General features: G+C 70.9%; 16 protein-coding genes. 12 read left to right on the top strand and 4 right to left on the bottom strand.

Annotation, left to right across the window (positions count from 1 at the left end; genetic code table 11):
- The 3 genes from ilvN (at nt 1) to H516_RS0114935 (ending at nt 3,695) form a co-directional block, all read left to right on the top strand.
- Complete coding sequence (gene ilvN, locus H516_RS0114945; RefSeq protein ID WP_022890519.1) at nt 1-510, top strand: acetolactate synthase small subunit; 510 nt, start codon at nt 1-3, stop codon at nt 508-510.
- A gap of 5 nt (nt 511-515) precedes the next feature.
- On the top strand, nt 516-1,601 hold the full coding sequence (gene ilvC / locus H516_RS0114940) for a ketol-acid reductoisomerase (protein ID WP_084620731.1): 1,086 nt from the start codon (nt 516-518) through the stop codon (nt 1,599-1,601).
- Nucleotides 1,602-1,817: 216 nt separating this feature from the next.
- Nucleotides 1,818-3,695 (top strand): bifunctional metallophosphatase/5'-nucleotidase, encoded by a 1,878-nt coding sequence (locus H516_RS0114935; protein WP_084620730.1) that lies wholly within the window; start codon nt 1,818-1,820, stop codon nt 3,693-3,695.
- Nucleotides 3,696-3,754: 59 nt separating this feature from the next.
- On the opposite strand, the gene H516_RS20450 is transcribed toward H516_RS0114935, so the two are convergent.
- The 3 genes from H516_RS20450 to H516_RS0114920 all read right to left on the bottom strand — a co-directional run bounded on the left by H516_RS20450 (nt 3,755) and on the right by H516_RS0114920 (nt 12,703).
- Nucleotides 3,755-7,114: an ATP-binding protein gene (locus H516_RS20450; RefSeq protein WP_022890516.1), complete on the bottom strand. Its 3,360-nt coding sequence runs from the start codon at nt 7,112-7,114 to the stop codon at nt 3,755-3,757.
- Between the two features lie 82 nt (nt 7,115-7,196).
- Nucleotides 7,197-10,136, bottom strand: a complete 2,940-nt coding sequence (locus tag H516_RS20445; protein WP_157432283.1) for an FG-GAP-like repeat-containing protein — start codon at nt 10,134-10,136, stop codon at nt 7,197-7,199.
- Nucleotides 10,133-12,703, bottom strand: a complete 2,571-nt coding sequence (locus tag H516_RS0114920) for a S8 family serine peptidase (RefSeq protein ID WP_022890514.1) — start codon at nt 12,701-12,703, stop codon at nt 10,133-10,135. Before H516_RS0114920 ends, H516_RS20445 begins: the two co-directional genes overlap by 4 nt.
- Nucleotides 12,704-12,887: 184 nt before the next feature.
- On the opposite strand from H516_RS0114920, the gene H516_RS0114915 reads away from it, so the two are divergent.
- The 4 genes from H516_RS0114915 to serA all read left to right on the top strand — a co-directional run bounded on the left by H516_RS0114915 (nt 12,888) and on the right by serA (nt 16,282).
- Nucleotides 12,888-13,649: a copper homeostasis protein CutC gene (locus tag H516_RS0114915; protein ID WP_022890513.1), complete on the top strand. Its 762-nt coding sequence runs from the start codon at nt 12,888-12,890 to the stop codon at nt 13,647-13,649.
- A gap of 9 nt (nt 13,650-13,658) precedes the next feature.
- On the top strand, nt 13,659-14,156 hold the full coding sequence (locus tag H516_RS20440) for a hypothetical protein (protein ID WP_022890512.1): 498 nt from the start codon (nt 13,659-13,661) through the stop codon (nt 14,154-14,156).
- Nucleotides 14,153-14,533, top strand: a complete 381-nt coding sequence (locus tag H516_RS21440) for a hypothetical protein (protein WP_022890511.1) — start codon at nt 14,153-14,155, stop codon at nt 14,531-14,533. The genes H516_RS20440 and H516_RS21440 overlap by 4 nt, the downstream gene beginning before the upstream one ends.
- A 150-nt stretch (nt 14,534-14,683) precedes the next feature.
- Nucleotides 14,684-16,282: a phosphoglycerate dehydrogenase gene (gene serA, locus H516_RS0114900; RefSeq protein ID WP_022890510.1), complete on the top strand. Its 1,599-nt coding sequence runs from the start codon at nt 14,684-14,686 to the stop codon at nt 16,280-16,282.
- 353 nt (nt 16,283-16,635) lie between these two features.
- On the opposite strand, the gene H516_RS0114895 is transcribed toward serA, so the two are convergent.
- Nucleotides 16,636-17,211: a TetR/AcrR family transcriptional regulator gene (locus H516_RS0114895; protein ID WP_022890509.1), complete on the bottom strand. Its 576-nt coding sequence runs from the start codon at nt 17,209-17,211 to the stop codon at nt 16,636-16,638.
- 163 nt (nt 17,212-17,374) lie between these two features.
- Between H516_RS0114895 and H516_RS0114890 the strand changes: the two genes are divergently transcribed.
- From H516_RS0114890 to H516_RS0114870, 5 genes are all read left to right on the top strand, one after another.
- Nucleotides 17,375-18,928 (top strand): MFS transporter, encoded by a 1,554-nt coding sequence (locus H516_RS0114890; protein ID WP_051138858.1) that lies wholly within the window; start codon nt 17,375-17,377, stop codon nt 18,926-18,928.
- A 100-nt stretch (nt 18,929-19,028) separates the two neighbouring features.
- Nucleotides 19,029-20,090, top strand: coding sequence for a 3-isopropylmalate dehydrogenase (locus H516_RS0114885; protein ID WP_022890507.1), 1,062 nt, complete (start codon nt 19,029-19,031; stop codon nt 20,088-20,090).
- A 29-nt stretch (nt 20,091-20,119) separates the two neighbouring features.
- Nucleotides 20,120-21,235 (top strand): branched-chain amino acid aminotransferase, encoded by a 1,116-nt coding sequence (locus H516_RS0114880; RefSeq protein WP_022890506.1) that lies wholly within the window; start codon nt 20,120-20,122, stop codon nt 21,233-21,235.
- Nucleotides 21,232-21,732, top strand: a complete 501-nt coding sequence (locus H516_RS0114875; RefSeq protein WP_022890505.1) for a GNAT family acetyltransferase — start codon at nt 21,232-21,234, stop codon at nt 21,730-21,732. The genes H516_RS0114880 and H516_RS0114875 overlap by 4 nt, the downstream gene beginning before the upstream one ends.
- A gap of 119 nt (nt 21,733-21,851) precedes the next feature.
- Complete coding sequence (locus H516_RS0114870; protein ID WP_022890504.1) at nt 21,852-23,348, top strand: HNH endonuclease signature motif containing protein; 1,497 nt, start codon at nt 21,852-21,854, stop codon at nt 23,346-23,348.
- The last annotated feature ends 512 nt before the right edge of the window (nt 23,349-23,860 follow it).

Raw genomic sequence — 23,860 nt, 5'->3', positions numbered from 1 at the left:
ATGTCGACCCACGTGCTCTCACTCCTCGTCGAGGACAAGCCCGGCCTCCTGACCCGCGTCGCGGGCCTCTTCGCACGCCGCGGATTCAACATCGAGTCGCTCGCCGTCGGCCACTCCGAGATCGACGGCCTCAGCCGCATCACGGTCGTCGTCGACGTCGATGAACTGCCGCTCGAGCAGGTGACGAAGCAGCTCAACAAGCTCATCAACGTCATCAAGATCGTCGAACTCGATCCCGCGCAGTCGGTGCAGCGCGAGCATCTGCTCATCAAGGTGCGCGTCGACAACACCACCCGTTCGCAGGTGCTCGAGGCAGTGAACCTCTTCCGTGCCCGCGTCGTCGACGTCGCGACCGACGCGCTCGTGATCGAGGTCACGGGCGACTCGGGCAAGACGACCGCCTTCCTCAAGGTGCTCGAGCCGTACGGCATCAAGGAGATCGCCCAGTCGGGCCTTCTCGCGATCGGTCGCGGCGGCAAGTCGATCACCGAGCGCGTCTTCAAGAACTGAAACGGATGCCGCGGCGCGCGCCGGAGCATCCCTCACGCAACCCACACCAAGGAGAAACAGCAATGGCTGAGATGTACTACGACCAGGACGCCGACCTCTCGATCATCCAGGGCAAGAAGGTCGCCGTCATCGGTTACGGCTCGCAGGGCCACGCCCACGCGCAGAACCTGCGCGACTCGGGCGTCGAGGTCGTCGTCGGCCTCAAGGAGGGCTCGAAGTCGATCCAGAAGGCCGAAGAAGCCGGCTTCGAGGTCAAGAACGTCGCCGACGCGGCCGCGTGGGCCGACGTCGTCGTGATCCTCGCGCCCGACCAGTACCAGCGTCACATCTACGCCGAGTCGGTGCGCGACAACCTCGTCGAGGGCAACGCGCTCGTCTTCGGCCACGGCTTCAACATCCGCTTCGGCTACATCGAGGCGCCCGCGGGCGTCGACGTGATCCTCGTCGCGCCGAAGGCGCCGGGCCACACGGTGCGTCGCGAGTTCGTCGCCGGCCGAGGCATCCCCGACATCATCGCCGTCGAGCAGGACGCGACCGGCACCGCCTGGGAGCTTGCGAAGTCGTACGCCAAGGGCATCGGCGGCACCCGTGCCGGCGTCATCAAGACGACCTTCACCGAAGAGACCGAGACCGACCTGTTCGGCGAGCAGGCCGTGCTCTGCGGCGGTACCTCCCAGCTCGTGCAGTACGGCTTCGAGACCCTCGTGGAGGCCGGCTACCAGCCCGAGATCGCCTACTTCGAGGTGCTCCACGAGCTGAAGCTCATCGTCGACCTCATGTGGGAGGGCGGCATCGCCAAGCAGCGCTGGTCGGTCTCCGACACGGCGGAGTACGGCGACTACGTGTCGGGCCCCCGCGTCATCGACCCGTCGGTCAAGGAGAACATGAAGGCGGTGCTCGCCGACATCCAGGACGGTGCCTTCGCGAAGCGTTTCATCGCCGACCAGGACAACGGGCAGAAGGAGTTCCTCGAGCTCCGTGCCAAGGGCGAGCAGCACCCGATCGAGTCGACGGGGCGCGACCTCCGCAAGCTCTTCGCGTGGAACTCGTCGGACGACGACGACTACGTCGACGGTGAGGTCGCTCGCTGAGCTCGCGTCACGCGTAGAGACGCCGCGTCACCGAGGAGATCTGCGATTTCGAGGAGGTCGGGCCCTCAGCTCGTCCTCTGGATTGCAGATCTCCTCGCATTCGCTCGCGGAATCCGGGAGTACCGGTCGGCCCATCGCTCCGTGCGCGAATGAGCACGGAGAATTCAGCACCGAGCCCTTGTCGTGGTGGCACCCGATGTGGTCGCATTTGGTGTCATGAGCGAACTCTCACACCGTCACTCCGAACCCGTTCCCCGCTGGTGCTCGTGCGCCGTGCCCGACGACGAGGTCGAGCCGCGCAGCGGCTTCTCGCGGCGCAACGTCCTGATCGGTGCGACCGCTGCGAGTGCCCTCGCCGCGGTCGGCTGGTCGGGCCCGGCCCAGGCCGCACCGAACGACAAGTCGGTGACGATCACGATCATGGGCACCTCCGACCTGCACACCAACGTCGTCAACTGGGACTACTACAAGGACGCGAGCTACAGCGACAGCGCCGGCAACGCCGTCGGTCTCGCGCGCGTCGCGAGCATCGTGAAGCAGATCCGGGCCGACCGCGGCGTCGACCGCACCCTGCTCTTCGACGCGGGCGACACGATCCAGGGCACCCCGCTCGGCTACTACTACGCGACGGTCGAGCCGGTGACCGAGACGGGCGCCACCCACCCGATGGCCGCGCAGATGAACGCCCTCGGGTACGACGCCGTCGCGCTCGGCAACCACGAGTTCAACTACGGCCTCGAGTTTCTCGACAATTGGATCGCCCAGATGGACGCACCGGTGCTCGCGGCGAACGCCGTGCACGCGGGCACGAAGGTGCCGCGGTTCCGCCCGTACACGATCACGACCTTGAAGGTGAAGGGGCGCCCGCCGATCCGGGTCGGGGTGCTCGGGCTCACGAACCCGGGGGTGGTCATCTGGGACAAGGCGAACGTCGAGGGCGCCGTCGAGGTGCAGGGGCTCGTCGAGGCCGCGGCGCGCTGGGTGCCGGTGATGCGCTCCGAGGGTGCCGACATCGTCGTCGTGAGCGCCCACTCAGGAGACAACGGCGAGTCGTCGTACAGCGGCGACCTCCCGATCGAGAACGCGGCGGCACTCGTCGCCGAGCAGGTGCCGGGCATCGACGCGATCCTGTTCGGTCACGCGCACCTGGAGGTCCCCGAGCGGCTCGTCGAGAACCTCGCGACGGGTGCCGAGGTCATCATGAGCGAACCGAAGAACTGGGGCCAGCGGGTGAGCGTGTTCGACCTGCGTCTCGAGTTCGCACGCGGCAGCTGGCACGTCGCCGAGCATCACGCGATGACGGTCGACACCAACACCGTGGTCGACGACCCGGCGTTCGTCGCGCTCGTGCGCGATCAGCACGACGCCGTCGTGCGATACATGAACTCGCCGGTCGCGAACTCGATCGAGGCGATGTCGGCGGCCGAAGCCTGCTGGAAGGACACGGCGATCCTCGACTACGTCAACGAGGTGCAGATCGCGACGGTCGCCGCCGCCGTCGCGGGCACTCCCGAGGCATCCCTGCCGATCGTCTCGATCGCCGCGCCGTTCAACCGCTCAGCGAGCTTTCCCGCGGGGGCCGTGACGATCAAGGACGTCGCCGGGCTCTACATCTACGACAACACGCTGATGGCGTCGGTGCTGACGGGCGCCCAGATCAGGGAGTACCTGGAGTACTCGGCCAAGTACTTCACGCAGGTCGCCCCCGATGCGCCGGTCGTTCCCGCCGACTGGACGAACAACCCGTGGCCGGAGCCGACCTCGCGCCCGATTCCCGATTACAACTACGACCAGATCTCGGGCGTCGAGTACACGATCGACATCTCGCAGCCGATCGGCCGGCGCATCTCGCCGCTCACGTACGAGGGTGCGCCGGTCGCCGACGAGCAGCGGTTCCTCGTGGCGGTCAACAACTACCGGCAGTCGGGCGGCGGCGGGTTTCCGCACATCGCCGCGGCGCCGGTCGTGTACAACGCGCAGGTCGCGATCCGGGAGGCGATCGTGGCGTACGCCTCGGCGGCGGGCACGATCGACCCGGCGTCATTCCACGTCGAGAACTGGAAGCTCGTGCGGGGCGGGGTGCCGGTGTTCTGAGCCCCGGTGCGCGGCGCCCGGCGACGAGTCTCGTTCCGCCATCCCCTTCGGCGGGCGCTTCATCGAGGCCCGTCGAGCGGGCGCGCGTGCGCGGCGCGGGTGCCGCGCACGCGCGCGAGTCGGTCGAGACCGGCCGGGTAGGGGAGCCTGGTCGCGAGTTCCTCGGCGGCGATGAACTCGTCGCCGGCACCGCGGGCATCGCCCAGCGCACGGAGTGCCGCGGCATGGACGATCCGCGCGTCGACCTCGGTGAGGCGTTCGCCCCCTGACTCCGCACGCGCGACCTCGGCTCCAGCGATCCGCTCGGCGGTGACGGCATCGCCGAGGCCCAGATGCGCTCGTGCCGTCGTCGTCGCCGAGCTGCGCGGCAGCGCCGTCAGGATGCGCAGGGCCTCGTCGTGCGCGCCGATGTCGACGAGCCACTCGGCATGGGCCTGGCCGACTTCGTCGAGGGCCTGTCGATCCGATGACTCCTCGGCCGCGCGCTGGGCCCGGCTGAGCAGGGCGAGCGGATCCTCGTGGCGCCGCATGCGCACCCGGGCGAGCGCGAGCAGCGCGTACGGCGTCGACAGGCCCGCCTCGTCGGCGGTGGCCGCGACCGCCTCATTCGCGAGCGCTTCGGCCTCATCGATCTCATCGACGAGCAGATGGAGTTCGGCGAGGTTCGCCTGCTCGAAGGCCAACGACAGCCGCTCGCCCGACCGTGCGGCCAGTTCGAGCGCACGACGTCCGGTCGCGAACGCCTCGGACAGGCGACCCGATCTGCGGGCCTGCTCGCGCTGGACCGACAGCACCGACGCGAGGATCTGCGGATCGCCGTACGCTTCGGCATGCGGGAGCGCCTCATCTGCGACCGGACCCGCTTCGGCGATGCGCCCGTCCAGCGCGAGTGAGACCGCTTGGTATTGCAGCGCACGGGCGAACAGTCCGCGACGGGCCGGCTCCGCCGTTCGTTGCGCGACCTCAAGGGCCCGACGCGCGTACTCGACCGCATCGGCGTACCGCCCGGTCACCAGCAGCGCCCTGGTGTGTGCGAGGTAGTGGGCCGTCGCGGCGAGCGCACCGGTGTCGTTCACGACCGGATCGGCATCGAGAACCGACAACGCCTCCTGCGGGGCGGCGGTGCTGATGACGACCTCCGCGATGCGGGCGATGGCGAGGATCACGCCGTCGTGATCGCTGCGTCGTCGCAGCTCGCCGAGCGCCTCTTCGAGGACGGCGCGAGCCTCCTGGAAACGTCCGGTGCGCTGCAGGACGATGCTCCGGTCGAGGCGGACCCACGCTGCTTCGGCGCTCACTGCGTCGAGTCGGCTGATGAGTTCGGTGTAGTAGAGGTCGGCGGTGTCGTTGGCGCTCAGGCTCGCCGCGCGCTCGGCCGCGCGGCGGAGATAGGTCGTCGCTCGAGGGTCGTCGGCGCGGACGAGGTGCGTCGCGAGCGCATCGACGGCGTGCGGTCGACGACGCAGCACCACGTCGGCGTAGGCGCTGTGCAGCAGCTGACGACGAACGCCGGAGAGCTCGTCGTACGTGGTCAGGCGTACGAGCGGGTGCTGGAACACGAGCCCGGGGACGGGTCGGCCGTCGATGATCACGTCACGCTCGAAGAGTACGGCGGAGCGGAGGGCCGCGTCGACCGCCTCGGCAGTCTCGCCCGTCGACAGCGGCGGGTGCAGGACCGTCATGGCGACATCGACCACCTCGGCGATCGCGGCCTCGCCGCCCGCGGTGGCCACGACCTCGGCGACGCGGCGCGCGGCCGCGGGCAGCCGCGCGAGGCGTGCGGCGACGAGCTGCCGTATTCCGGTCGAGGTCTGTTGCCGGCCGCCGGGGGACGCATCGGCTTCCCGAGCCAGCTCGACCGCGAACAACGGGTGTCCGAGGGACAGCTCCCATACCCGCTCCGAGGCACCGGGACCGGCGATGTCGGTCGCGAGCGCAAGGCAGGACGCCCGGTCGAGTCTCGGCAACGTCAGGGTTGTCGCGAGCCCGTCGCGCTCGAGCGCGTCGAGCACCGTTCGCCGAGGGTCGTCCGAGGCGAACTCGTCATCGCGCAACGTGGCGATCGCACGCCACGGAGAAGGTGAGGTCGCGCGCCGCCGGGCGAGGCTGCTCATCAACTGGAGCGTTCCGAGATCTGTGGCATGCAGGTCGTCCAGGACGAGCAGCACCGGGGCCGATCCGGCGAGATCCTCGAGCATCGCGGCCACCGCCTGGAACAGCCGGCGACGTTCGTCGTCGGGGCTGCGCTGCGGTTCGGGCAGTGTGCTGCCGAGGCTCGGGAGCAGGCCCGCGAGTTCCGGGTACTCGCCCCCGACCCTCGCCCTCTCCGACGCGGAGCGGCTCGAGAGCCAGCCGTCGAGCGCTTCGACGAACGCCCCGTACGGCGCCTGCCCCTCGGTGTCGTGACCGGCGCCCCAGAGCACGATCGTGTCGTCGTCGAATGCGCGGCGAGCGGCTTCGGCGACCACACGCGTCTTCCCGATGCCGGCCTCTCCGGCGACGAGGAGCACGGTGGCGGCATCAGGGGCGCTCAGGCGCTCGATCTCCTCGGCGCGGCCTCGGAGCGGGGCGACGAGCGCCGTACGCAGGGCCGGGGGCAGGACGGCGGCGTCGACCGGTCGGGCGGCGTCGGCGTCGGCGTCGAGGGCCTCCAGATGCAACTGCTCCGTCTGCGGGCCCGGCCGGACGCCGAGCTCGGCGTCGAGCGACTCGCGGCACGCGTGGTACTGATGGATCGCCTGTCGCCGCAGACCCAGGTCCAGGTACGCGCGCATGATGGTGCGGTGGGCGCGTTCCTCCGCACGGTGCGACACGAGCACCTCGCGGGCTGCGGCGATCGCGTCGTCGGCGCGGTCGGCGCCCACGAGGGCGTCGGCGAGGTGCAGGCGCACGCGCAGGCGCGTGTCATCGAGTCGATCGCGGCGAGTGGTCGCCCATGCCGCGTACCGGTCTTCGGGCAGGAGATCGCCCGCGAGCCACCGGGCGGCCTCACTGAGCTCGGCGACGTCGCCCGACTCGAGCGCCGCGGTCGCGAGCCGTTCGGCCTCGTCGGCGTCGACCCGGACGGTGCCGGGGTCGAGCCGAAGCAGGGCGCCGTCGGACGTGAGATAGCTCGACGGCCGCCGCGCGGCCAGCTCGGGTTCGAGCGCCCGACGCGCCGCGTGGAGTGCCACCGCGAGGCTCCGCGAGGCCGCCTCGGGATCGGTGTCGGGCCAGCACGCCGCGATGAGCTCTTCACGGTGCAACCGGTGCTCGGGGGCGACCGCCAGCAGCTTCACGATGGTGCGCGCACTCGGCCGGGTCCACTGCTCGGGCGGCTGCACACCTCCGTCACGGGTGACTCGGAAGCCGCCCAGCAGGTGCACGCGGAGCAGCGGTGCGTCCGGTGCGCCCGCAGCAGCATCCGTCGCACTGGCCATGCATCCGAGGGTACTCGGCCGCCGACGCCAGCCGGCCCCCTGCCCGGGACGGGACAGGGGGCCGGCGACGCCGTGCGCAGGATCAGAGCGCGTCGACCGTCGCGACCACGAACTGCCGCATCGCCGTGAACGGCGAGGAGTACGCCGAACCGTGGAGCCCTGCGGTGCGGTCGGCCCCGCGTGCGTCGAAGTTCAGCGAGATCATCTCGACCCGTCCGTCACCGTCGAGGTCGGCGAGCGCGAGCTCGCGCCCGCCCACGACGCCGACGGTCGCCGCCATGCTCACATGCGAGGGCGAGTTCACCAGCGCGGAGGCGGGCAGCGAACTCATGCCGCCGTCGGTCGAGGCGACGAGGATGCGCTCTCCGCTCGGCGTCGTGGCGAACCCGGCGACCTCCAACGTCGCGAAGGCGAGCATGACCGCGTCGTCGCCGTTCGCGCCGAAGGTGCGGAACGCGGCGGTCGAGCCGGCGACGAGGCCCTCGGGCGCCGTCACCCAGTTGTTGAGGTTGTGCACACCCCCGAGGCTCGCGGTGTGCAGCACCTCACCGGTGCGGCCGTCGCGGATCTCCATGAACATCTTCGGCGGGGCACCGGGCGTTGCGGCACTCGCGGTCCACGTGAAGACGACGGCGTGACCGTCGGCGTACGGGATCTCGGGGGAGGCGAACGTCGCCGCGCGCATCCCGACGCCACGCACCGGGCCGGCGAAGCCGAGTTCGGTGGGGGTGGCCGGCGCCGCAGTCTCCCACACCACCGCACCCGTGTCGCCGTCGAGCGCGACGCCGCCGAGGGCGCCGGGCTCGGCGAGCGCGAGCGCGTTGCGGGTCTCGTACTCGGCGTAGACCCTTCCGTCGCCGAACGAGACGTCGCCGAACACGACGCCGTCCTGCGGTGCGTAGCTCCACGCGAGCTTGCCGTCGCCGTGGTAGGCGTGTACCGCATCGGTCGACAGCACCACCTCGGCCTTGCCGTCGTCGTCGAGGTCGGCGGCGGCGACCGTGCGCACGAACTGGCCGTCGCCGTCGAACGTGCGGAGCACCTTGCCGCTGCTCGCGTCGATCACGGCGGCCGCGGTGTCGGCGGCGACGACGATCTCGTCGCGGCCGTCGCCGGTCACGTCGGCGAGCACGAGCTTGTGCACCGAGCCGGGAACGGTCGCGGTCCACAGCGGCACCCGCTCACCGTCGACGAGGGCGCGGCCGTCGTAGGCGAAGACACCCTGCGAGTTGCCGCCGACCACGAGGTCGTCGGCACCGTCGCCGGTGATGTCGATCGCGGTCGCCGACGACGAGTCGGCCGGGAGCGGCGTGACGCCGACCTCCTTGCCCGAGCCGAGGTTGAAGGTGCGCACGTTCTGGAGTGTGTCGACGGTGCGGACTCGGGTGCCCTTCCCCTCGGTGATGACCTGCGACCACAGCTGCGAGGCCGCGGTGCCGGTGTGCTCCCACTTGACCGCACCGTTGTTGCCGGCGAGGGCGGTGATGCGTCCGTACCACGAACCGCCGCGATTGTCGGCCGTCTCCGCAGCCGCGTCGTCGCGGTAGTTGACGATGACTCGGCCGTCGGCGATCTGCACGCCCCAGCCCAGGATTCCGTCGCTCAGGTTGTCGGGATCGCGCTTGAGGGTGCGCGACCAGAGCTGCGAGCCGGAGTCGCCGTCGAGGGCTCGGGTCGTGGTGGCGTTGAGGGTCATCGAACCGTCGAGCGTTGCCTCGTTCACCACGATCTCGCCGGCCGTCGAGCCGCCGAGGTCGCCGATCGCCGAGGCGAGCGGCATCGCGTTGACGCGGGTGTCGAGCACCTCGCGGGCGCCGTCGTCGAGGGCGTACGAGACGATCTGGTACTGCACGCCCTCGTTCGGGTCGGACTGTTCGAGTGCCACGAGGCGGTCGCGCGAGGCGTCGAGGCGCAGCTGACGGGAGTACAGGCGGTCGGTCGCCGTCCACTCGACCTCGCCCGTGGCGGTATCGATGACGAGCGTGTTGCCGCTCGGCATCGTGGCGAGCGCGTCCTTGCGGCGATCCCACGACGCGGCGAGCAGGCCATCGCCGATCGGCTCGAGGTCGGCCCATCCCGACGCCCGCGGAGCATCCGGGTCGTACGTCCACGTCGATGCGACCTCGAGTTCGTCGCCCGCCGGGGCGAACGTGAGGCCGCTCATCGTCATCTTCGAGCCGGACGGCGCGTTGATGTTGAAGTACGGCGAGTCGGCGACGACGAGCGTGCCGTCGACGAGCTCGAGCGAGTAGATCGCCGCGTAGAGCTTCGACCACAGTGTGTGGCCGTCGGCGCCGTCGACGATCGTGACGAAGGTGCCGGTCGACAGCGCGCCCTGCATCGGCCGGTAGGGGCTCGCTCCCACCGATGCGCTGAAGACCAGGTCGGCGACGCCGTCACCGGTGAGGTCGCCGGTCGCGAAGCCGTCTTCGGACGCGGGCGTGAACGGGCTGATCGCGTTATAGCCGACGACGATGCGCGCCGGGAACGGCTCGAGCTGCCACGGTCGAGCGGGCTTCACACCCCACTCGGTGTACCACGACGTGTTGTCGCGCCGCCAGACCTCGGCGCCGTCGGCGGTGCGCCGCTGCAGCATGCCGAGCGAATCGATCGCGAAGTAGTCGTCGCCGCCGCCGGCGACGGGAGCGGTCACGGCCATGCCGTAGTTGCCCTCGACCGACGCCCGCACGGTGTGCTTCCAGGTGGTGGCTTCGGTCTCGGCGAGCAGTTCGTTCCCGCCGTCGGATGCCTCGGGCTCGGTGCCGGGCTCGGCGGTGCCGCCCGTGCCGATCTCGGCGCCGGTGGTGGCGGCGTCGGGCTCGGTCGTCGCGCCGGCCGGGCCGTCGCGGTAGACGTCGGCCTGCGCGCGGGCGGTCAGGTCGTCGACCTGTTCGGGCGTGAGCACGAGCAGGTCGGTGCCTTCTGCCGCGTACGCCGGCGAAACCATGCCGAACGTCATCGCGACGGCCGCGCAGGCGGCGGTGATGCCGATCGCTCGGCGTTGTGTGCGGGTGAACATCATGCTCCCTTTCGGATGAAGCTGATCGCAGAGCCGTCGGTGACGACGGCCTGGTTGAACGAGTACTGCAGGGCGTCGGTGCCGGCGGCGTCCTCGATGCCGATCGTCGCCGACGATCCGCGCTCGAGCGCGGAACCCGCGACATCCTTGTACTGAAGGGTGACGGCGCCGGTCTTCTCGTCGAAGACCACCTCGAATGAGAGGCGCACGCTCGGGTCGTCGGCGATCGCGGCGTTGTTCCAGACGATCGCGAAGCGACGGGCGCCTGCCGTGCCGGTCGTCGCGGTCTGCACGCTCGCCTTCTTGTCGATCACGAGGTCGTCCCAGTACGCGGCGATGATGCCGTTCGGCGCGGTCGCGGTCGGCAGCGCGGTGTTCGCGTAGTCGCCCACGCGCGGTGCGACGAAGTTCACGAGGCCGTTGGTCGTGACGGCGGCCGAGGTGTAGCTGGTGCCGTAGTGGGTCACCGGGAACGGCAGTGCGATCGTCTTCGCGTCTTCATCGCCCGAGATCGCGACCTTCGACGTGCCCTTGATCCACGAGTAGCTCGCGGGCAGGCACGAGGTGCCGGCCGCGTCGGTGCGGGCGGGCAGGTCGATGTCGTTGACGAGGTCGGCGCCGACGGTGAGCGCCGCACGCGAGATGCCGTTGCAGAGCACCGGTGCCGCAGGCGTCGCGGCGAGCGAGAACGAGCCCTCGGCGACCTCGGGCAGGGTGTACCGGCCTTCGGCGTCGGTCGAGACGGCGGACACGGGGGTGTTCTCGAGCGTGACGGTGACGCCGGCGAGCGGTGCGCCGACGACGTCGCGGACGACGCCGGTGACACTGTGGTGCGCGACCGCGTTCAGCGCGAGATCGTGCACCGCGTCGGACCCTGCCGTGACCACGTAGCCCTCGTCGACGAGCGGCGCGTAGCCGTACCCGCTCAGCTCGAAGGTGAACGTGCCGGCCGGCAGCACCACGCGGTATGCGCCGTTCACGTCGGTCGTCGTCGTGCGGTCGAAGCCGTCGCCCGTGACGCGCACGGTGAGGTTCGCGAGCGCGGCGCCGGTCGCGGCATCCGTCGCAGTGCCGGTGATGATCGCCCGCGTGTGCGGTGCCGCATCCACGGTGGCGAGCACGTCGAGCATGCCGTCGCCCCAGACGTTGTTGCGGGCGGGGGTGCCGCCGCAGTGGGTGTCGTCGACGTCGCGCGCGGCGTCGTTCAGCAGTGCCTGCGTGCCCTCGATGTCGCCGATGAGGCTCGGCGCCTCGGCCCACAGCAGGCCGACCGCGCCCGCGAGGTGCGGCGTCGCCATCGAGGTGCCGTTCATCGACTGATAACGGCCGCCCGAGACCGCCGAGCGCACGTTCACACCCGGAGCGGTGATGTCGGGGCGCTGCGACCCGTCGACGGGGGAGGGACCGAAGCCCGAGAACGAGGCGATCCTGCCGTTCACGTCGTACGCGCCGACGCCGTACACGTCGCCGCGGCCACCGGGGGCGGCCGTCGTCGAGCAGGTCACGCCGTCGCCGTCGTTGCCCGCGGCGAAGGCCTCGAAGATGCCGGCCGAGTTCCACGCCTCGATGAGGTCGGCGTAGAACCACTGGTCGTCGCTGCCGCCCCACGAGTTGTTGATGATGTCGGGTGAGAGGTCGGGGCGGGGGTTCTGCCCGTTGTGGTCGGTCGGGGCGAGCATCCACTGGCCGGCCTGCAGCAGGAATCCGTCGGTGCAGGAGCGGCCCTCGCATCCCTTCGCGCTGATCCAGGTCGCGCCCGGCGCGACGCCGATGCCGCCCGCGCCGACCATCGTGCCCATGGTGTGAGTGCCGTGGTTGTTGTTGTCGCAGGGGGCCGCGGTGGTGCAGACCCCGGTCGGGTCGTACCAGTTGTAGTCGTGCGAGAACGAGCCGTCGCCGAGGTTGCCGCGGTAGTTCGCGACGAGCGCGGGGTGGTCGTACTGCACGCCGCTGTCGATGTTCGCGATGACGATGCCCTCGCCGTCGACGCCGTACTGCGACCAGACCTGGTCGGCCTTGATGTCGGCGATGCCCCATTCGACGGGCGCTTCTGCGGTGACGACCGCCCCGTCGACCGTCGCGGCCACGCCCGCATCGGTCGAGCCTTCGATCACCGTGTCGTCGAGGGCGTGCGTCTGCTCGGGCACGATCTGCGCGACGTCCTTGCGGGAGGCGAGCTCTTCGATGAGCTCGACGTCGGACGAGGTCGCGCGGATCGTGTTCGTGATCCAGAACGGCTGGTACTCGACGTCGTGCTTGTCGAGGAAGTTCCGCAGCGGGCGCTGCGTGCTCGCAGAGGTCGCGGTCAGCGACTCGTAGGCGAGCGTCGCCTTCTTCTCGTGGCCCTTCGCCTTGCGGGCGCCCGAGAGGTCGGCCTTCTCGGTGAGCACGATGTAGAAGGCGGTCTGCTCGCCGCGCTGCGCGGCGTCGATCACGGCCGCATCGATCTTGTCGGCGCCGGCACCGGCGGGGGCGGCGAGGGCCGGCGGTGCGGCGATGACGAACGCGGCGGCCGCGGCGGCGGACGCGAGCGAGGCCACCCATGCTCGGGCGGTTCTTGGCTTGTGCATGTCGTATTCCTTCAGGACGGTTGACGGCTCCGGCCCGCGCGGGGCGACGTCGTCGTCGAACGCGGGATGGCGGCACGCTACCGGCGTGCCATTACTGGCGAATTACCGCCGGTTCGCGAGTGCCTCCGCGTGAGCGTTCGGCGGCATCGAGGCGTGCCCCGTCGCGCCCGCTACGCTGTCGAGAATGGTCGCCCCACTGCTCCCCGTCGAGATCGCCGTCCAGGATGCCGCAGGCGCGCGCATCGCCCTCGAACATGGAGCCGCACGCATCGAGCTCTGCCAGGCCCTCGGCCTCGGCGGGCTGACGCCCTCGGCCGGGCTCGTCGAGGCTGCGGTCGACGCAGCGCGCGACGCCGGCGCGAGGGGATTCGTGCACGTGCTTGTGCGCCCGCGCGGCGGCGGCTTCGTCTACGACGCGGACGAGCAGCGCACGATCCTCCGCGAGATCCGGGCGGCGGTCGCAGCAGGCGCCGACGGCGTCGTCGTGGGCGCGCTCACCGATGCGGGCGAGCTCGACTTCGACGCGATCGCGCGGTTCGTCGAGGCAGCCGGCGACGCCGACGTCACGGTGCACCGGGCGGTGGATGCCTCGGCCGACCCGCTCGGCTCGGTTGCCGCGCTCGCGGGGCGCGGCGTTCGCCGCGTGCTCACCTCTGGCGGTGCGCCCGACTGCCGCACCGGGCTCGGCGCGCTCACCGACATGGCGGCGGCGGCCGGCGGCCGCATCGAGATCATGGCGGGTGGCGGCGTACAGCTCGACGACATCGCGGCGCTCACGGCGGCCGGGGTCGACGCGGTGCACCTGTCGGCACGTGGCCGGGCGCTGCGCGGTGGTGCGAGCGGCCCGGGCGGCGGGGTCGACGGCTTCGACGAGACCGATGCGGCGCTCGTCGCCGCAGCGATCGCGGCCGCCTCCGCAGTGCCCGCGGCACCCCTGCGTGGCTAGGCTGGAGGCATGCGCCCCGACCCCGATGCCGACGACGAAGCCCTGCGCTGGGAGGGTGACGACGATGCGACGCTCGCGCCCGGCTGGAAGGCCGTCGGCAGCCCGGTTCCGCTGAAGGGCGGCGCGGCGACGGCGGCACCCGCGACCGGGGCCGCAGCCGCCGACGCCGACGCCGACGCCAGCGAAAGCGACAGCCACGATGCCGCGGCGCCCGGCGCACCCCAGACCGGCTCGGTCGAGCTCGTCGTGCTCGGAGTGCTCGGCGGGGTCTACCTGCTCTACACGATCGGCTGGATCATCACGGCGCTCCGCACGGCGACGCCCGGCACGAGCATCGTCGGCGACTTCATGTACAGTCTCGGCCTCTGGCTCGCCGTGCTCGCCGCCCCGCTGTGGTTCGTGCTCGCGCTGCGCGGTGCCCGCACCGCCCGCTCCCGGCTCGTCTGGCTCGTGGTGGGGGCCGTCGTGCTGGCGCCGTTGCCCTTCATCTTCGGAGTGACCGCATGACCGCCGCATCCGCCGCAGCCGACGTCCCCGCAGGGGCCGAGCCCGAGGCATCCGCCCCCGCGCCGTACCTGCCGCTCTGGCTCGATGCCTCGCTCGCGGTCGTCTTCGGGCTCTTCTACGCGTACGACGTGTGGGAGGTGGTCGAGAGCATCGTGCAACTGCTCGGCATCGGCCTCTCGTTCACGGCGGTCGGCTGGGCCGTCATGATCGTCGCGCTCCTCGCCCCGCTCGGGTGCTTCGCCGCGGCGTTCGCGCTGGGGCGCCGCCGAGGCGTCCTCGCGCGCATCGCGCTGTACTTCGCGGGCCTCTGCGTCTCGGCCGCGCTGTTCCTCGGTCTCACCGTGCTCCTCGGGCAGCTCGGCGGCGTCGTCGTCTGAGCGGTTCGCCCGCTCGGCGACGTCGTGCGCCGTCACAGTACGCGACGGCGCGCAACACTCCAGTAGGGTTGGCGGGGTAACGGCGCCCCCACTGGCGTAGGCGCTTCCCCTCGCGCGTCTCGCACGCGCATCGCTCCGAAGGAACCGTTCGTGTCAAAGCCGGTCGTGCTGATCGCCGAAGAACTCTCGCCCGCCACCGTCGACGCCCTCGGGCCCGACTTCGAGATCCGTCGGGTCGACGGCACCGATCGACCGGCGCTGCTGTCGTCGCTCGCCGATGCCGACGCCATCCTCATCCGCTCGGCCACCCAGGTCGACGCCGAGGCGATCGCCGCCGCACCGAAGCTCAAGGTCGTCGCCCGTGCGGGCGTCGGCCTCGACAACGTCGACGTGAAGTCGGCGACGACGGCCGGCGTCATGGTCGTGAACGCGCCGACGTCGAACATCATCTCGGCCGCCGAGCTCACGATCGGCCACATCCTGAGCCTCGCCCGCCACATCCCCGCCGGGCACGTCTCGCTCTCGGCCGGCCAGTGGAAGCGCTCCTCGTACACGGGCACCGAGCTCTACGAGAAGACCGTCGGCATCATCGGTCTCGGCCGCATCGGCGCCCTCATCACCGCGCGCCTTCAGGCGTTCGGCATGGAGGTCATCGCTTACGACCCGTACATCACGGCGGCCCGCGCGCAGCAGCTCGGCGTGCAGACGGTGTCGCTCGACGAACTGCTCGAGCGCAGCGACTTCGTGACGATCCACATGCCCCGCACGCCCGAGACGCTCGGCATGATCGGCACCGAGCAGCTCCAGAAGATGAAGCAGACCGCCTACGTCGTGAACGTCGCCCGCGGCGGTCTCATCGACGAGCAGGCTCTCCACGACGCGCTCGTCGCCGGAGAGATCGCGGGCGCGGCCCTCGACGTCTTCGTGCAGGAGCCACCGAAGGAGTCGCCGCTCATCGGCCTGCCGAACCTCATCGTCACCCCGCACCTCGGCGCCTCGACCGACGACGCGCAGGAGAAGGCGGGCATCTCGGTCGCCAAGTCGGTGCGCCTCGCGCTCGCCGGCGAGCTCGTGCCCGACGCGGTGAACGTCGCCGGCGGCGTCATCGACCCGTACGTGCGCCCCGGCATCCCTCTCGTCGAGAAGCTCGGCCAGCTGTTCTCGGGTCTCGCCCACGGCGAGCACGGCGGCCTCACGAGCCTCGACGTCGAGGTGCGCGGCGAACTCGTCGACTACGACGTCAGCGTGCTGAAGCTCGCCGCACTGAAGGGCGTGTTCACGAACGTCGTCTCCGAGTCGGTGTCGTACGTGAACGCGCCGCTCCTCGCCGAGCAGCGCGGGGTGCAGGTTCGCCTCATCACCGAGGCCGACAGCCCCGAGTACCGCAACGTCATCACCCTCAGCGGTGCGCTCGCCGACGGCACCCAGGTGTCGGTGTCGGGCACGCTGACCGGGCCGAAGCAGGCCGAGAAGCTCGTCGGCATCGACGGCTACGACCTCGAGGTGCCGATCGCGAAGCACCACATCGTCATGAGCTACACCGACCGCCCCGGCATCGTCGCGGTCTACGGCCAGGAGTTCGGCGAAGCCGGCATCAACATCGCCGGCATGCAGATCGCCCGCCGCGAGGCCGGCGGAACCGCGCTCAGCGTGCTCACGGTCGACTCGCCGGTGCCCGCCGAGGTGCTCGAGCGGGTGCGTGAGGCGATCGACGCGAAGGTCTTCGTCGAGATCGACATCACCGAGTAGACCTCAGTCGGTCGGATGCCTCGGCGCATGCCCTTCGCAGGGTGAGCGCCGGGGCATCCGCGTATCTGGGGCCGTGTGACGGCCCGCGTCGCGCAGTCGGGCCACGGCTTCTCCTCGCGGGCGACACGCCGAGGCATCCGTCGCTCGCGCGAGTTGCAGGATCACACGTTCACGAGTCGCACATGCGGGGGAAGTCGCTGAATAGTCCTGCAAGCTGCGGTGCGGTGCGGTGCGGTGCGGTGCGGTGCGGCCGGCATCTGCGTATGCCGGGGTGCGGACCGTCCTCCAGCCGAGCTTCGCGAAACGCGTCCGCCGGGTCGTTCGAGGTGTGTGGTGGCCTCGGCGACGCGACCTCAGCGGGCGGCGAGGCGTTCGAGCAGCGCGACCAGCGCGTTCAGGCGTTCGGGGGAGACCTCGCCCGTCGTCGCGGCCGAGAGATCGCCCTCGCCGAGGTCGGCGGCTTCGGCGCGCAGCGCCGCCCGATGGTAGAGCCCGTCGCCCATGAGCGTGACGGCGAGGGCGAGCGTCGGGTCGCCGACGTGCCGGGTGAGCGCGGCGAGCCAGCGCGTCTCGGCCTCGTCGAGCGCTCGGCCGGCCTCGCGATCGCCGCCCTGCGCGAGTCGGAGGATCGCCACGAAGGCGCGGTCGAGCGGCGTCTGGATGTCGAGCGATGAGCGCAGGAAGTAGGCGATCGCCCCGTCGGGTGCCTCGTCGATGCGCACGAGATCGTCGTCGACGAGCAGCAGCAGCCGCTCGATGAGGCCTGCGACGAGCGCCTGCTTCGAGCCGAAGTGGTAGAGCAGGCCGCCCTTCGAGACACCTGCTGCGCGCGCCGTCGCATCGAGCGTGGCCGTGCGCTCGCCGTCGGCGATGATGAGCCGTTCGAAGGCGTCGAGGACTGCTTCGCGGGCGGCGGGTGGGCGGGACATGGCGTGATTCTCCCAGAGCTCGGCGGTCGCGTGCGGATCGACCGCACTGTCGGAGCGCCGCCGCTTCTGTTACTATACCAGCCGGACGGTATAGAAACTGAGTGAGAACATGACCGATCACACGGCCACCACGACCCCGACGACCGACTCGTCGCCCACCTCGATGACCGACGCGACCCCTCGCGCCATCGCGAAGCGAAGCCGTGCCGCGGCCGCGACCGGCCGCGCCCCGCGCCGCGCCTGGATCGCGCTCGCGGTGCTCATGCTGCCCGCGCTCCTCGTGTCGATCGACAACACGGTGCTGAGCTTCGCGCTGCCCGAGATCTCGCGCGACCTCGCACCCACGGCCGCCCAGCAGCTCTGGATCATCGACGCCTACCCGCTCGTGCTCGCCGCCCTGCTCGTCGCGATGGGCAGCGCCGGCGACCGCTGGGGTCGTCGCCGCATGCTCATGATCGGCTCGATCGGCTTCGCCGTCGTCTCGGTCGGTGCGGCCTTCGCCCCGACCGCAGAGCTCCTCATCGCCGCGCGCGCCGTGCTCGGCTTCTTCGGTGCGATGCTCATGCCCTCGACGCTGTCGCTGCTGCGCTCGATCTTCACCGATCGCGAGCAGCGTCGTCTCGCGATCGCGATCTGGGCCTCGGCGTTCGCCGCGGGCAGCGCGCTCGGGCCGCTCGTCGGCGGACTCCTGCTCGAACACTTCGCCTGGGGCTCGGTGTTCCTTCTCGCGGTGCCGGTGCTCGTGCCGATGCTCGTGCTCGTGCCGATGCTCATCACCGAGAGCCGCGACCCGAGCCCCGGCCGCATCGACGCCTGGAGCATCCTGCTCTCGCTCGCGACGATGGCGCCCATCGTCTTCGGCATCAAGCACCTCGCCACCGAGGGCCTCGACGTGCAGGGGCCGCTCTTCATCCTCGCCGGGCTCCTCGCGGCCTACCTGTTCGTCCGCAGGCAGCTCGCGAGCGAGTCGCCGATGCTCGATGTGCGCCTGTTCACGGCGGGCCCGTTCGGCGGTGCCGTGCTCGTGAACCTGCTGAGCGTCGTCTCGCTCGTGGGCTTCCTGTTCTTCGTGTCGCAGCACCTGCAGATCATCGCGGGCCTCTCGCCGGTCGAGGCCGGTCTCGCCCTCCTGCCGGGGCTCGTCGCGATGATCATCGCCGGCCTCGCCGTGGTGCCGATCTCGCGCAGGGTGCGCCCGCGCGTGCTCGTGCCCGCGGCCCTCGCGCTCTCGGCGGGCGGCTACCTCGTCGTCGCGTTCGGCGCCTCGGAGGGGTCGCTCGGCGCGGTCGTGCTCGCGTTCACGATGCTCGGCATCGGCATCGGCATGGCCGAGACGGTCTCGAACGAGCTCATCCTCTCGAGCGCCCCGCCGTCGAAGGCGGGCGCGGCCTCCGCGGTCTCCGAGACGGCGTACGAACTCGGCGCGGTGCTCGGCACCGCGGGCCTCGGCAGCATCATCGCGGCGCACTACGCGAGCGCCATCGAACTGCCCGCCTCGCTCACGGCTGCGCAGATGGATGCCTCGCGCGAAACGCTCGCGGGCGCGGCGGCGGTGGCGGCCGAGCTGCCGGCGGCGCAGGCCGAGGAGCTCATGCACGCGGCGGCGATCGCGTTCGACGGCGGGGTGCTCGTGACCTCGCTCATCGGCGTCGGCCTGATGGTCGCCGCCGCGACGATCGCGGCCGTCACGCTGCGCAACCCCGCGAACCACGACTGAACGTCGGGTGACGCGGGACCTCACCCGATGCCCGTCATGAATCGGGGTGCGGCGCGCGACGGCAGTACGCTTGAGGGGCTTGTCGCACGAAGGAGTATTCATGGGTGGAACGGTCAAGCTCGCGGTCATTCCCGGTGACGGGATCGGACCCGAGGTCGTCGGCGAGGCGCTGAAGGTGCTGGGCGCGGTCACGGCCGGGGGCGACACCGTCTTCGAGCAGACGCCGTTCTCGCTCGGTGCGGCCCGCTACCTCGAGACCGGCGACGTGCTCACCGACGCCGACCTCGACGCGATCAAGGGTCACGACGCGATCCTGCTCGGGGCCGTCGGGGGAGTGCCGGGCGACCCGCGCCTCGCTGGTGCGAACATCGAGCGCGGGCTCCTGCTGAAGCTCCGCTTCGAGCTCGACCACTACGTGAACCTGCGCCCGTCGGTGCTCCACCCCGGCGTCGTGAGCCCCCTCGCGAACCCGGGCGAGGTCGACTTCGTCGTCGTGCGCGAGGGCACCGAGGGCCCGTACGTCGGCAACGGCGGCGCGATCCGCGTCGGCACTCCGGCCGAGGTCGCCAACGAGGTCTCGGTGAACACCGGCTTCGGCGTCGAGCGGGTCGTGCGCTACGCCTTCGCCGCCGCGAACGCGCGCCCGCGCAAGAAGCTCACCCTCGTGCACAAGACCAACGTGCTCGTCTTCGCAGGCGCCTTGTGGAAGCGCACAGTCGACGCCGTGGCATCCGAGTACCCCGACGTGACCGTCGATTACCTGCACGTCGACGCCGCGACGATCTTCCTCGTCACCGACCCTGCTAGATTCGACGTCATCGTCACAGACAACCTCTTCGGCGACATCCTCACCGACCTGGCCGGCGCGATCAGCGGCGGCATCGGCCTCGCAGCCTCGGGCAACATCAACCCCGACGGCCGATTCCCGAGCATGTTCGAGCCGGTGCACGGTTCGGCTCCAGACATCGCCGGGAAGGGCATCGCCGACCCCACCGCGGCCATCCTCTCCGTGGCCCTCCTGCTCGACCACCTCGGTCTCGCGGAAGCCTCGGCGAAGGTCTCGCGGGCGGTCGCCGCCGACATCGCCGAACGCGGCGCGGCCACGCGTACGACCTCCGAGGTCGGCGACGCGATCGCCGCACGCATCGGCGCACTCGACTGATCAAGCGCAAGCGCATCGAAGGACACCTCATGACGATCAACCTCCCGCTCCAGGCCCCCTCCGCCGCCGGACTCATCTGGCAGACGGTCCGCAACGAGAACGCCAGGACGCCCGAAGAACGCGAGGCGATCCTCGCCGACCCGGGTTTCGGCAACCACTTCACCGACCACATGGTCGACGTGTGCTGGTCTGAGAAGGGCGGGTGGCACCGCCCCCGCGTCACCCCCTACGGCCCGATCCCGCTCGACCCGGCCGCCGCCGTGCTGCATTATGCGCAGGAGATCTTCGAGGGCATGAAGGCGTACCGGCACGCCGACGGCTCGATCTGGACCTTCCGCCCCGAGCAGAACGCGGCACGCATGCAGCGCTCGGCCCGGCGCCTCGCGCTGCCCGAGCTGCCGAGCGACATCTTCATCGAGTCGCTGAAGAAGCTCATCGCGATCGATGGAGACTGGGTGCCGTCGGCGCCCGAGACGAGCCTGTACCTGCGCCCGTTCATGTTCGCGAAAGAGGCGTTCCTCGGGGTACGCCCCGCGAAGAAGGTCGCGTACTACGTGATCGCGAGCCCCGCCGGCGCCTACTTCCAGGGCGGCGTTCAGCCCGTCTCGATCTGGCTGTCGACGAACTACGCGCGGGCCGGCAAGGGCGGCACCGGTGCGGCGAAGACCGGCGGCAACTACGCGTCGTCGCTCCTGCCGCAGGCGGAGGCGGCCGAGCACGGCTGCCAGCAGGTGCTCTTCCTCGACGAGGGCAAGTACCTCGAAGAGCTCGGTGGCATGAACGTCGTACTCGTCTACCAGGACGGCACACTCGTGACGCCCGAGTCGGACTCGATCCTCGAGGGCATCACGCGCGACTCGGTGCTTCAGCTCGCGAAGGACCGCGGCCACACCGTCGAGCGCCGCAGGGTGACGATCGACGAGTGGCGCGAGGGCGCGGCATCCGGCGACATCGTGGGCGCCTTCGCCTGTGGCACCGCTGCGGTGGTCACCCCGATCGGGCGCCTCCTCGCTGAAGACTTCGAGATCGTGCACGAGGGCGACGCGGCTGCCGAGCTCGCGATGTCGCTGCGCGAGGAGCTCACGGGCATCCAGTACGGGCGCGTGGACGACCGGCACGGTTGGCTGCTCCGCCTCGACGCGTGAGCGATAGGAACCACGACGACGCGACGGCCGGATCGACGTCGATCCGGCCGTTCGCCGTCGCCGACACCGAGGCGGTCGTCGCGCTCTGGCGCGCGGCCGGGCTCGTGAAGCCGTGGAACGACCCGTACCTCGACATCGAGCGCAAGCTCGGCGTGCAGCCCGAGCTGTTCCTCGTGGCCGAGGCCGCGGACGCGGGCGCGGTCGACGGTGAGTCCGCTGGACTCGTCGGCACCGCGATGATCGGATACGAGGGTCACCGCGGCTGGGTGAACTACCTCGCGGTGGCCGACCCCGCGCGCGGCACGGGCCTCGGGCGATTGCTCATGGCCGAGGCCGAGCGCCTGCTCATCGAGCGGGGATGCCCCAAGCTCAACCTGCAGGTGCGCACCTCGAACACCGAGGTCATCGCGTTCTACGAGCGCCTCGGGTACGCGGTCGACGATGCGGTGAGCCTCGGCAAGCGGTTGATCGAGGATGCCTCGCCGGGCGGCCGCTGAGCGGCCCGACTTCTCCTCCACAGGGCGTACTCTTGTGGGGTTGTCCACAGGGCAAATCGCTGATCAGCCGATGATTCTCTGCGCGATCGAATGTCGGTGGGTAGCGGCAGGATCGAAGCATGACGAACCCGCTCGCCGCCCTCGAGGCTCGGCTCGACGCGCTGCGCGCCGAGTGGGTGGGGGCTGCGCCGGCGTTCGGTGCCGACGCCCGTGGGCGGGTCGACGCCGGGTTCGATGACGTCGTCGCGATGAGCGATGCAGGCCTCGTGCGTGTGCTCGAGGTCGCGGGCGGGCTGCGACGTCAGCTCGACGGGGTGCTCGCGGCGCTCGCCGCCGAGGTCGACCAGCGCAGCGACGGTGCATTCGGCACGGAGGGGCTCGCGAAGCAGCACGGGCATCGCAACGCGAGCCAGCTCGTCGCCGGCGCGGTCGGCACGACGGCGCGCCATGCGGCGATGCTCGTGCGGGTGGGCGCAGCGACCCGGCCGCGAGCGTCATTCACGGGTGGGTGGTTGCCGCCACGACGGCCTGCGGTTGCCGGCGTTCTCGAGGTCGGGGCGATCGGTGTCGAAGCAGCCGACGCGATCTGCTCGATGCTCGAGCGGGTCGCTCCTCGAACGAGCGCCGCGCGAGCCGAAGCGTACGAGCGCGAGCTCGCCGCCTTCGCCACGACGGTGCCCTCCTCGTTGCTGCAACGCGCGCTCACGCACGCCGAGGCCCGGCTCGATCCCGACGGCGTCGAGCCGCGCGATGAAGCGTTGCACGAGCAGCGATCACTGACCTTCGCCGAAGATGCGTCCGGCATGCTTCGACTGCACGGGCGATTCGACGTCGCGACCGCGGCCCCCGTCAAGGCCGCGATCGAGCAGATCGTCACGGAGGTGCTGCAGCGGCGGCGTCGGGCGACGTCAGACGACGGGCCCGAAGATGACGGTCCGGCCATCGATGATCTGCGGTCGATCCCGCAGTTGCAGGCAGACGCACTGGCCGATCTCGCCCGGCATGCGCTCGGCTGCGCCGAGCTGCCATCGGTGGCGAAGACCACGGTGGTCCTGCGCATGAGCGCCGATGCGCTCGCGGCGGCATTGTCGCCGGTGCGCGATGCGTTCGCCGGCGATCCGGCCGCAGCACGCGACGACCGCACGCGGCACGGTTCAGCCGCGCCGTCGACGCCGGGCGGGCTCGGCTCGATCGACGGGTTCGACCGGGTCGCCTCGGCGGCGACGCTCCGGCGAATGGCGGCCGACGCCGAGATCATCCCGGTCGTGCTCGGCGGGCGCGGCGAACCGCTCGACGTCGGTCGGGCCAAGCGACTGTTCACGAGGGCGCAACGCGTCGCCCTCGCCGAACGCGACGGCGGGTGCGCGAGCTGCGGTCGCAACATCGGCTACGTCGACGCCCACCACATCAGCTGGTGGGAGCGCGATACCGGTCCGACCGACCTCGACAACGGGGTGCTGCTCTGCACCCACTGTCATCACCAGGTGCACCGCGACGGGTGGCGCATCCTCGCGCGGCGGCACGAGATCTGGTTCGTTCCACCACCCCACGTCGATCCCGACCAGCGGCCGAGGCTCGGCGGGCGTGCGCGCTTCGAACTCCGCGGCGTTGCGTGAGGGTGCGAGCGATGCGCGCATCATGCGGCCTCGACGCAGGCCGGTTCGCGCACCCACCGGGCGAGCGTCTCGGGCACGCGGACGACGGCGTGCTGGTTCGTGATCGAGCAGGCAGGCGCGCTGCCGGCCGTTCGAGGCGGTGGGGTGCGCCTCCGGGCGGGCGATGTCGCCCCGTCCAGCCCGCGCACGCCCCGTTACCTTCTTCGTGAGCCTTCTCGGCGGCAAGCTGAGGGGCGACGGCCTGCCGGGCCCGGCATGATTACTGCCCCCTGTCGAAGTCATGATCTGGGGGGTGTTGTCACCGGGCCTGGTCTGGCAGTGCGTGATCGCTGATAGGGGCTGGGCCCGGAGACAGATCCGAGGTCATTCGTAACGTGGATGCCGACACTCACTGCCGATAGCAGGCCGTCAATGACCTGACGATCGGAGGAACGCGTGAACCTGAGTGTCGCTGGCTACGAGAGCGTGGAGATCTTCGTCGGCTTGGACGTCGGCAAGGGTGAGCACCATGC

The organism is Agromyces italicus DSM 16388, from assembly GCF_000421545.1.
Taxonomy (GTDB): Bacteria; Actinomycetota; Actinomycetes; order Actinomycetales; family Microbacteriaceae; genus Agromyces; species Agromyces italicus.
This window is presented reverse-complemented; position numbering and strand designations above follow the sequence as displayed.

Coding starts and splice junctions, on each gene's coding strand:
- ilvN (WP_022890519.1), top strand. CDS start 1: ATGTCGACCCACGTGCTCTCACTCCTCGTCGAGGACAAGCCCGGCCTC.
- ilvC (WP_084620731.1), top strand. CDS start 516: ATGCCGCGGCGCGCGCCGGAGCATCCCTCACGCAACCCACACCAAGGA.
- H516_RS0114935 (WP_084620730.1), top strand. CDS start 1,818: ATGAGCGAACTCTCACACCGTCACTCCGAACCCGTTCCCCGCTGGTGC.
- H516_RS20450 (WP_022890516.1), bottom strand. CDS start 7,114: ATGGCCAGTGCGACGGATGCTGCTGCGGGCGCACCGGACGCACCGCTG.
- H516_RS20445 (WP_157432283.1), bottom strand. CDS start 10,136: ATGATGTTCACCCGCACACAACGCCGAGCGATCGGCATCACCGCCGCC.
- H516_RS0114920 (WP_022890514.1), bottom strand. CDS start 12,703: ATGCACAAGCCAAGAACCGCCCGAGCATGGGTGGCCTCGCTCGCGTCC.
- H516_RS0114915 (WP_022890513.1), top strand. CDS start 12,888: ATGGTCGCCCCACTGCTCCCCGTCGAGATCGCCGTCCAGGATGCCGCA.
- H516_RS20440 (WP_022890512.1), top strand. CDS start 13,659: ATGCGCCCCGACCCCGATGCCGACGACGAAGCCCTGCGCTGGGAGGGT.
- H516_RS21440 (WP_022890511.1), top strand. CDS start 14,153: ATGACCGCCGCATCCGCCGCAGCCGACGTCCCCGCAGGGGCCGAGCCC.
- H516_RS0114895 (WP_022890509.1), bottom strand. CDS start 17,211: ATGTCCCGCCCACCCGCCGCCCGCGAAGCAGTCCTCGACGCCTTCGAA.
- H516_RS0114890 (WP_051138858.1), top strand. CDS start 17,375: ATGACCGACGCGACCCCTCGCGCCATCGCGAAGCGAAGCCGTGCCGCG.
- H516_RS0114885 (WP_022890507.1), top strand. CDS start 19,029: ATGGGTGGAACGGTCAAGCTCGCGGTCATTCCCGGTGACGGGATCGGA.
- H516_RS0114880 (WP_022890506.1), top strand. CDS start 20,120: ATGACGATCAACCTCCCGCTCCAGGCCCCCTCCGCCGCCGGACTCATC.
- H516_RS0114870 (WP_022890504.1), top strand. CDS start 21,852: ATGACGAACCCGCTCGCCGCCCTCGAGGCTCGGCTCGACGCGCTGCGC.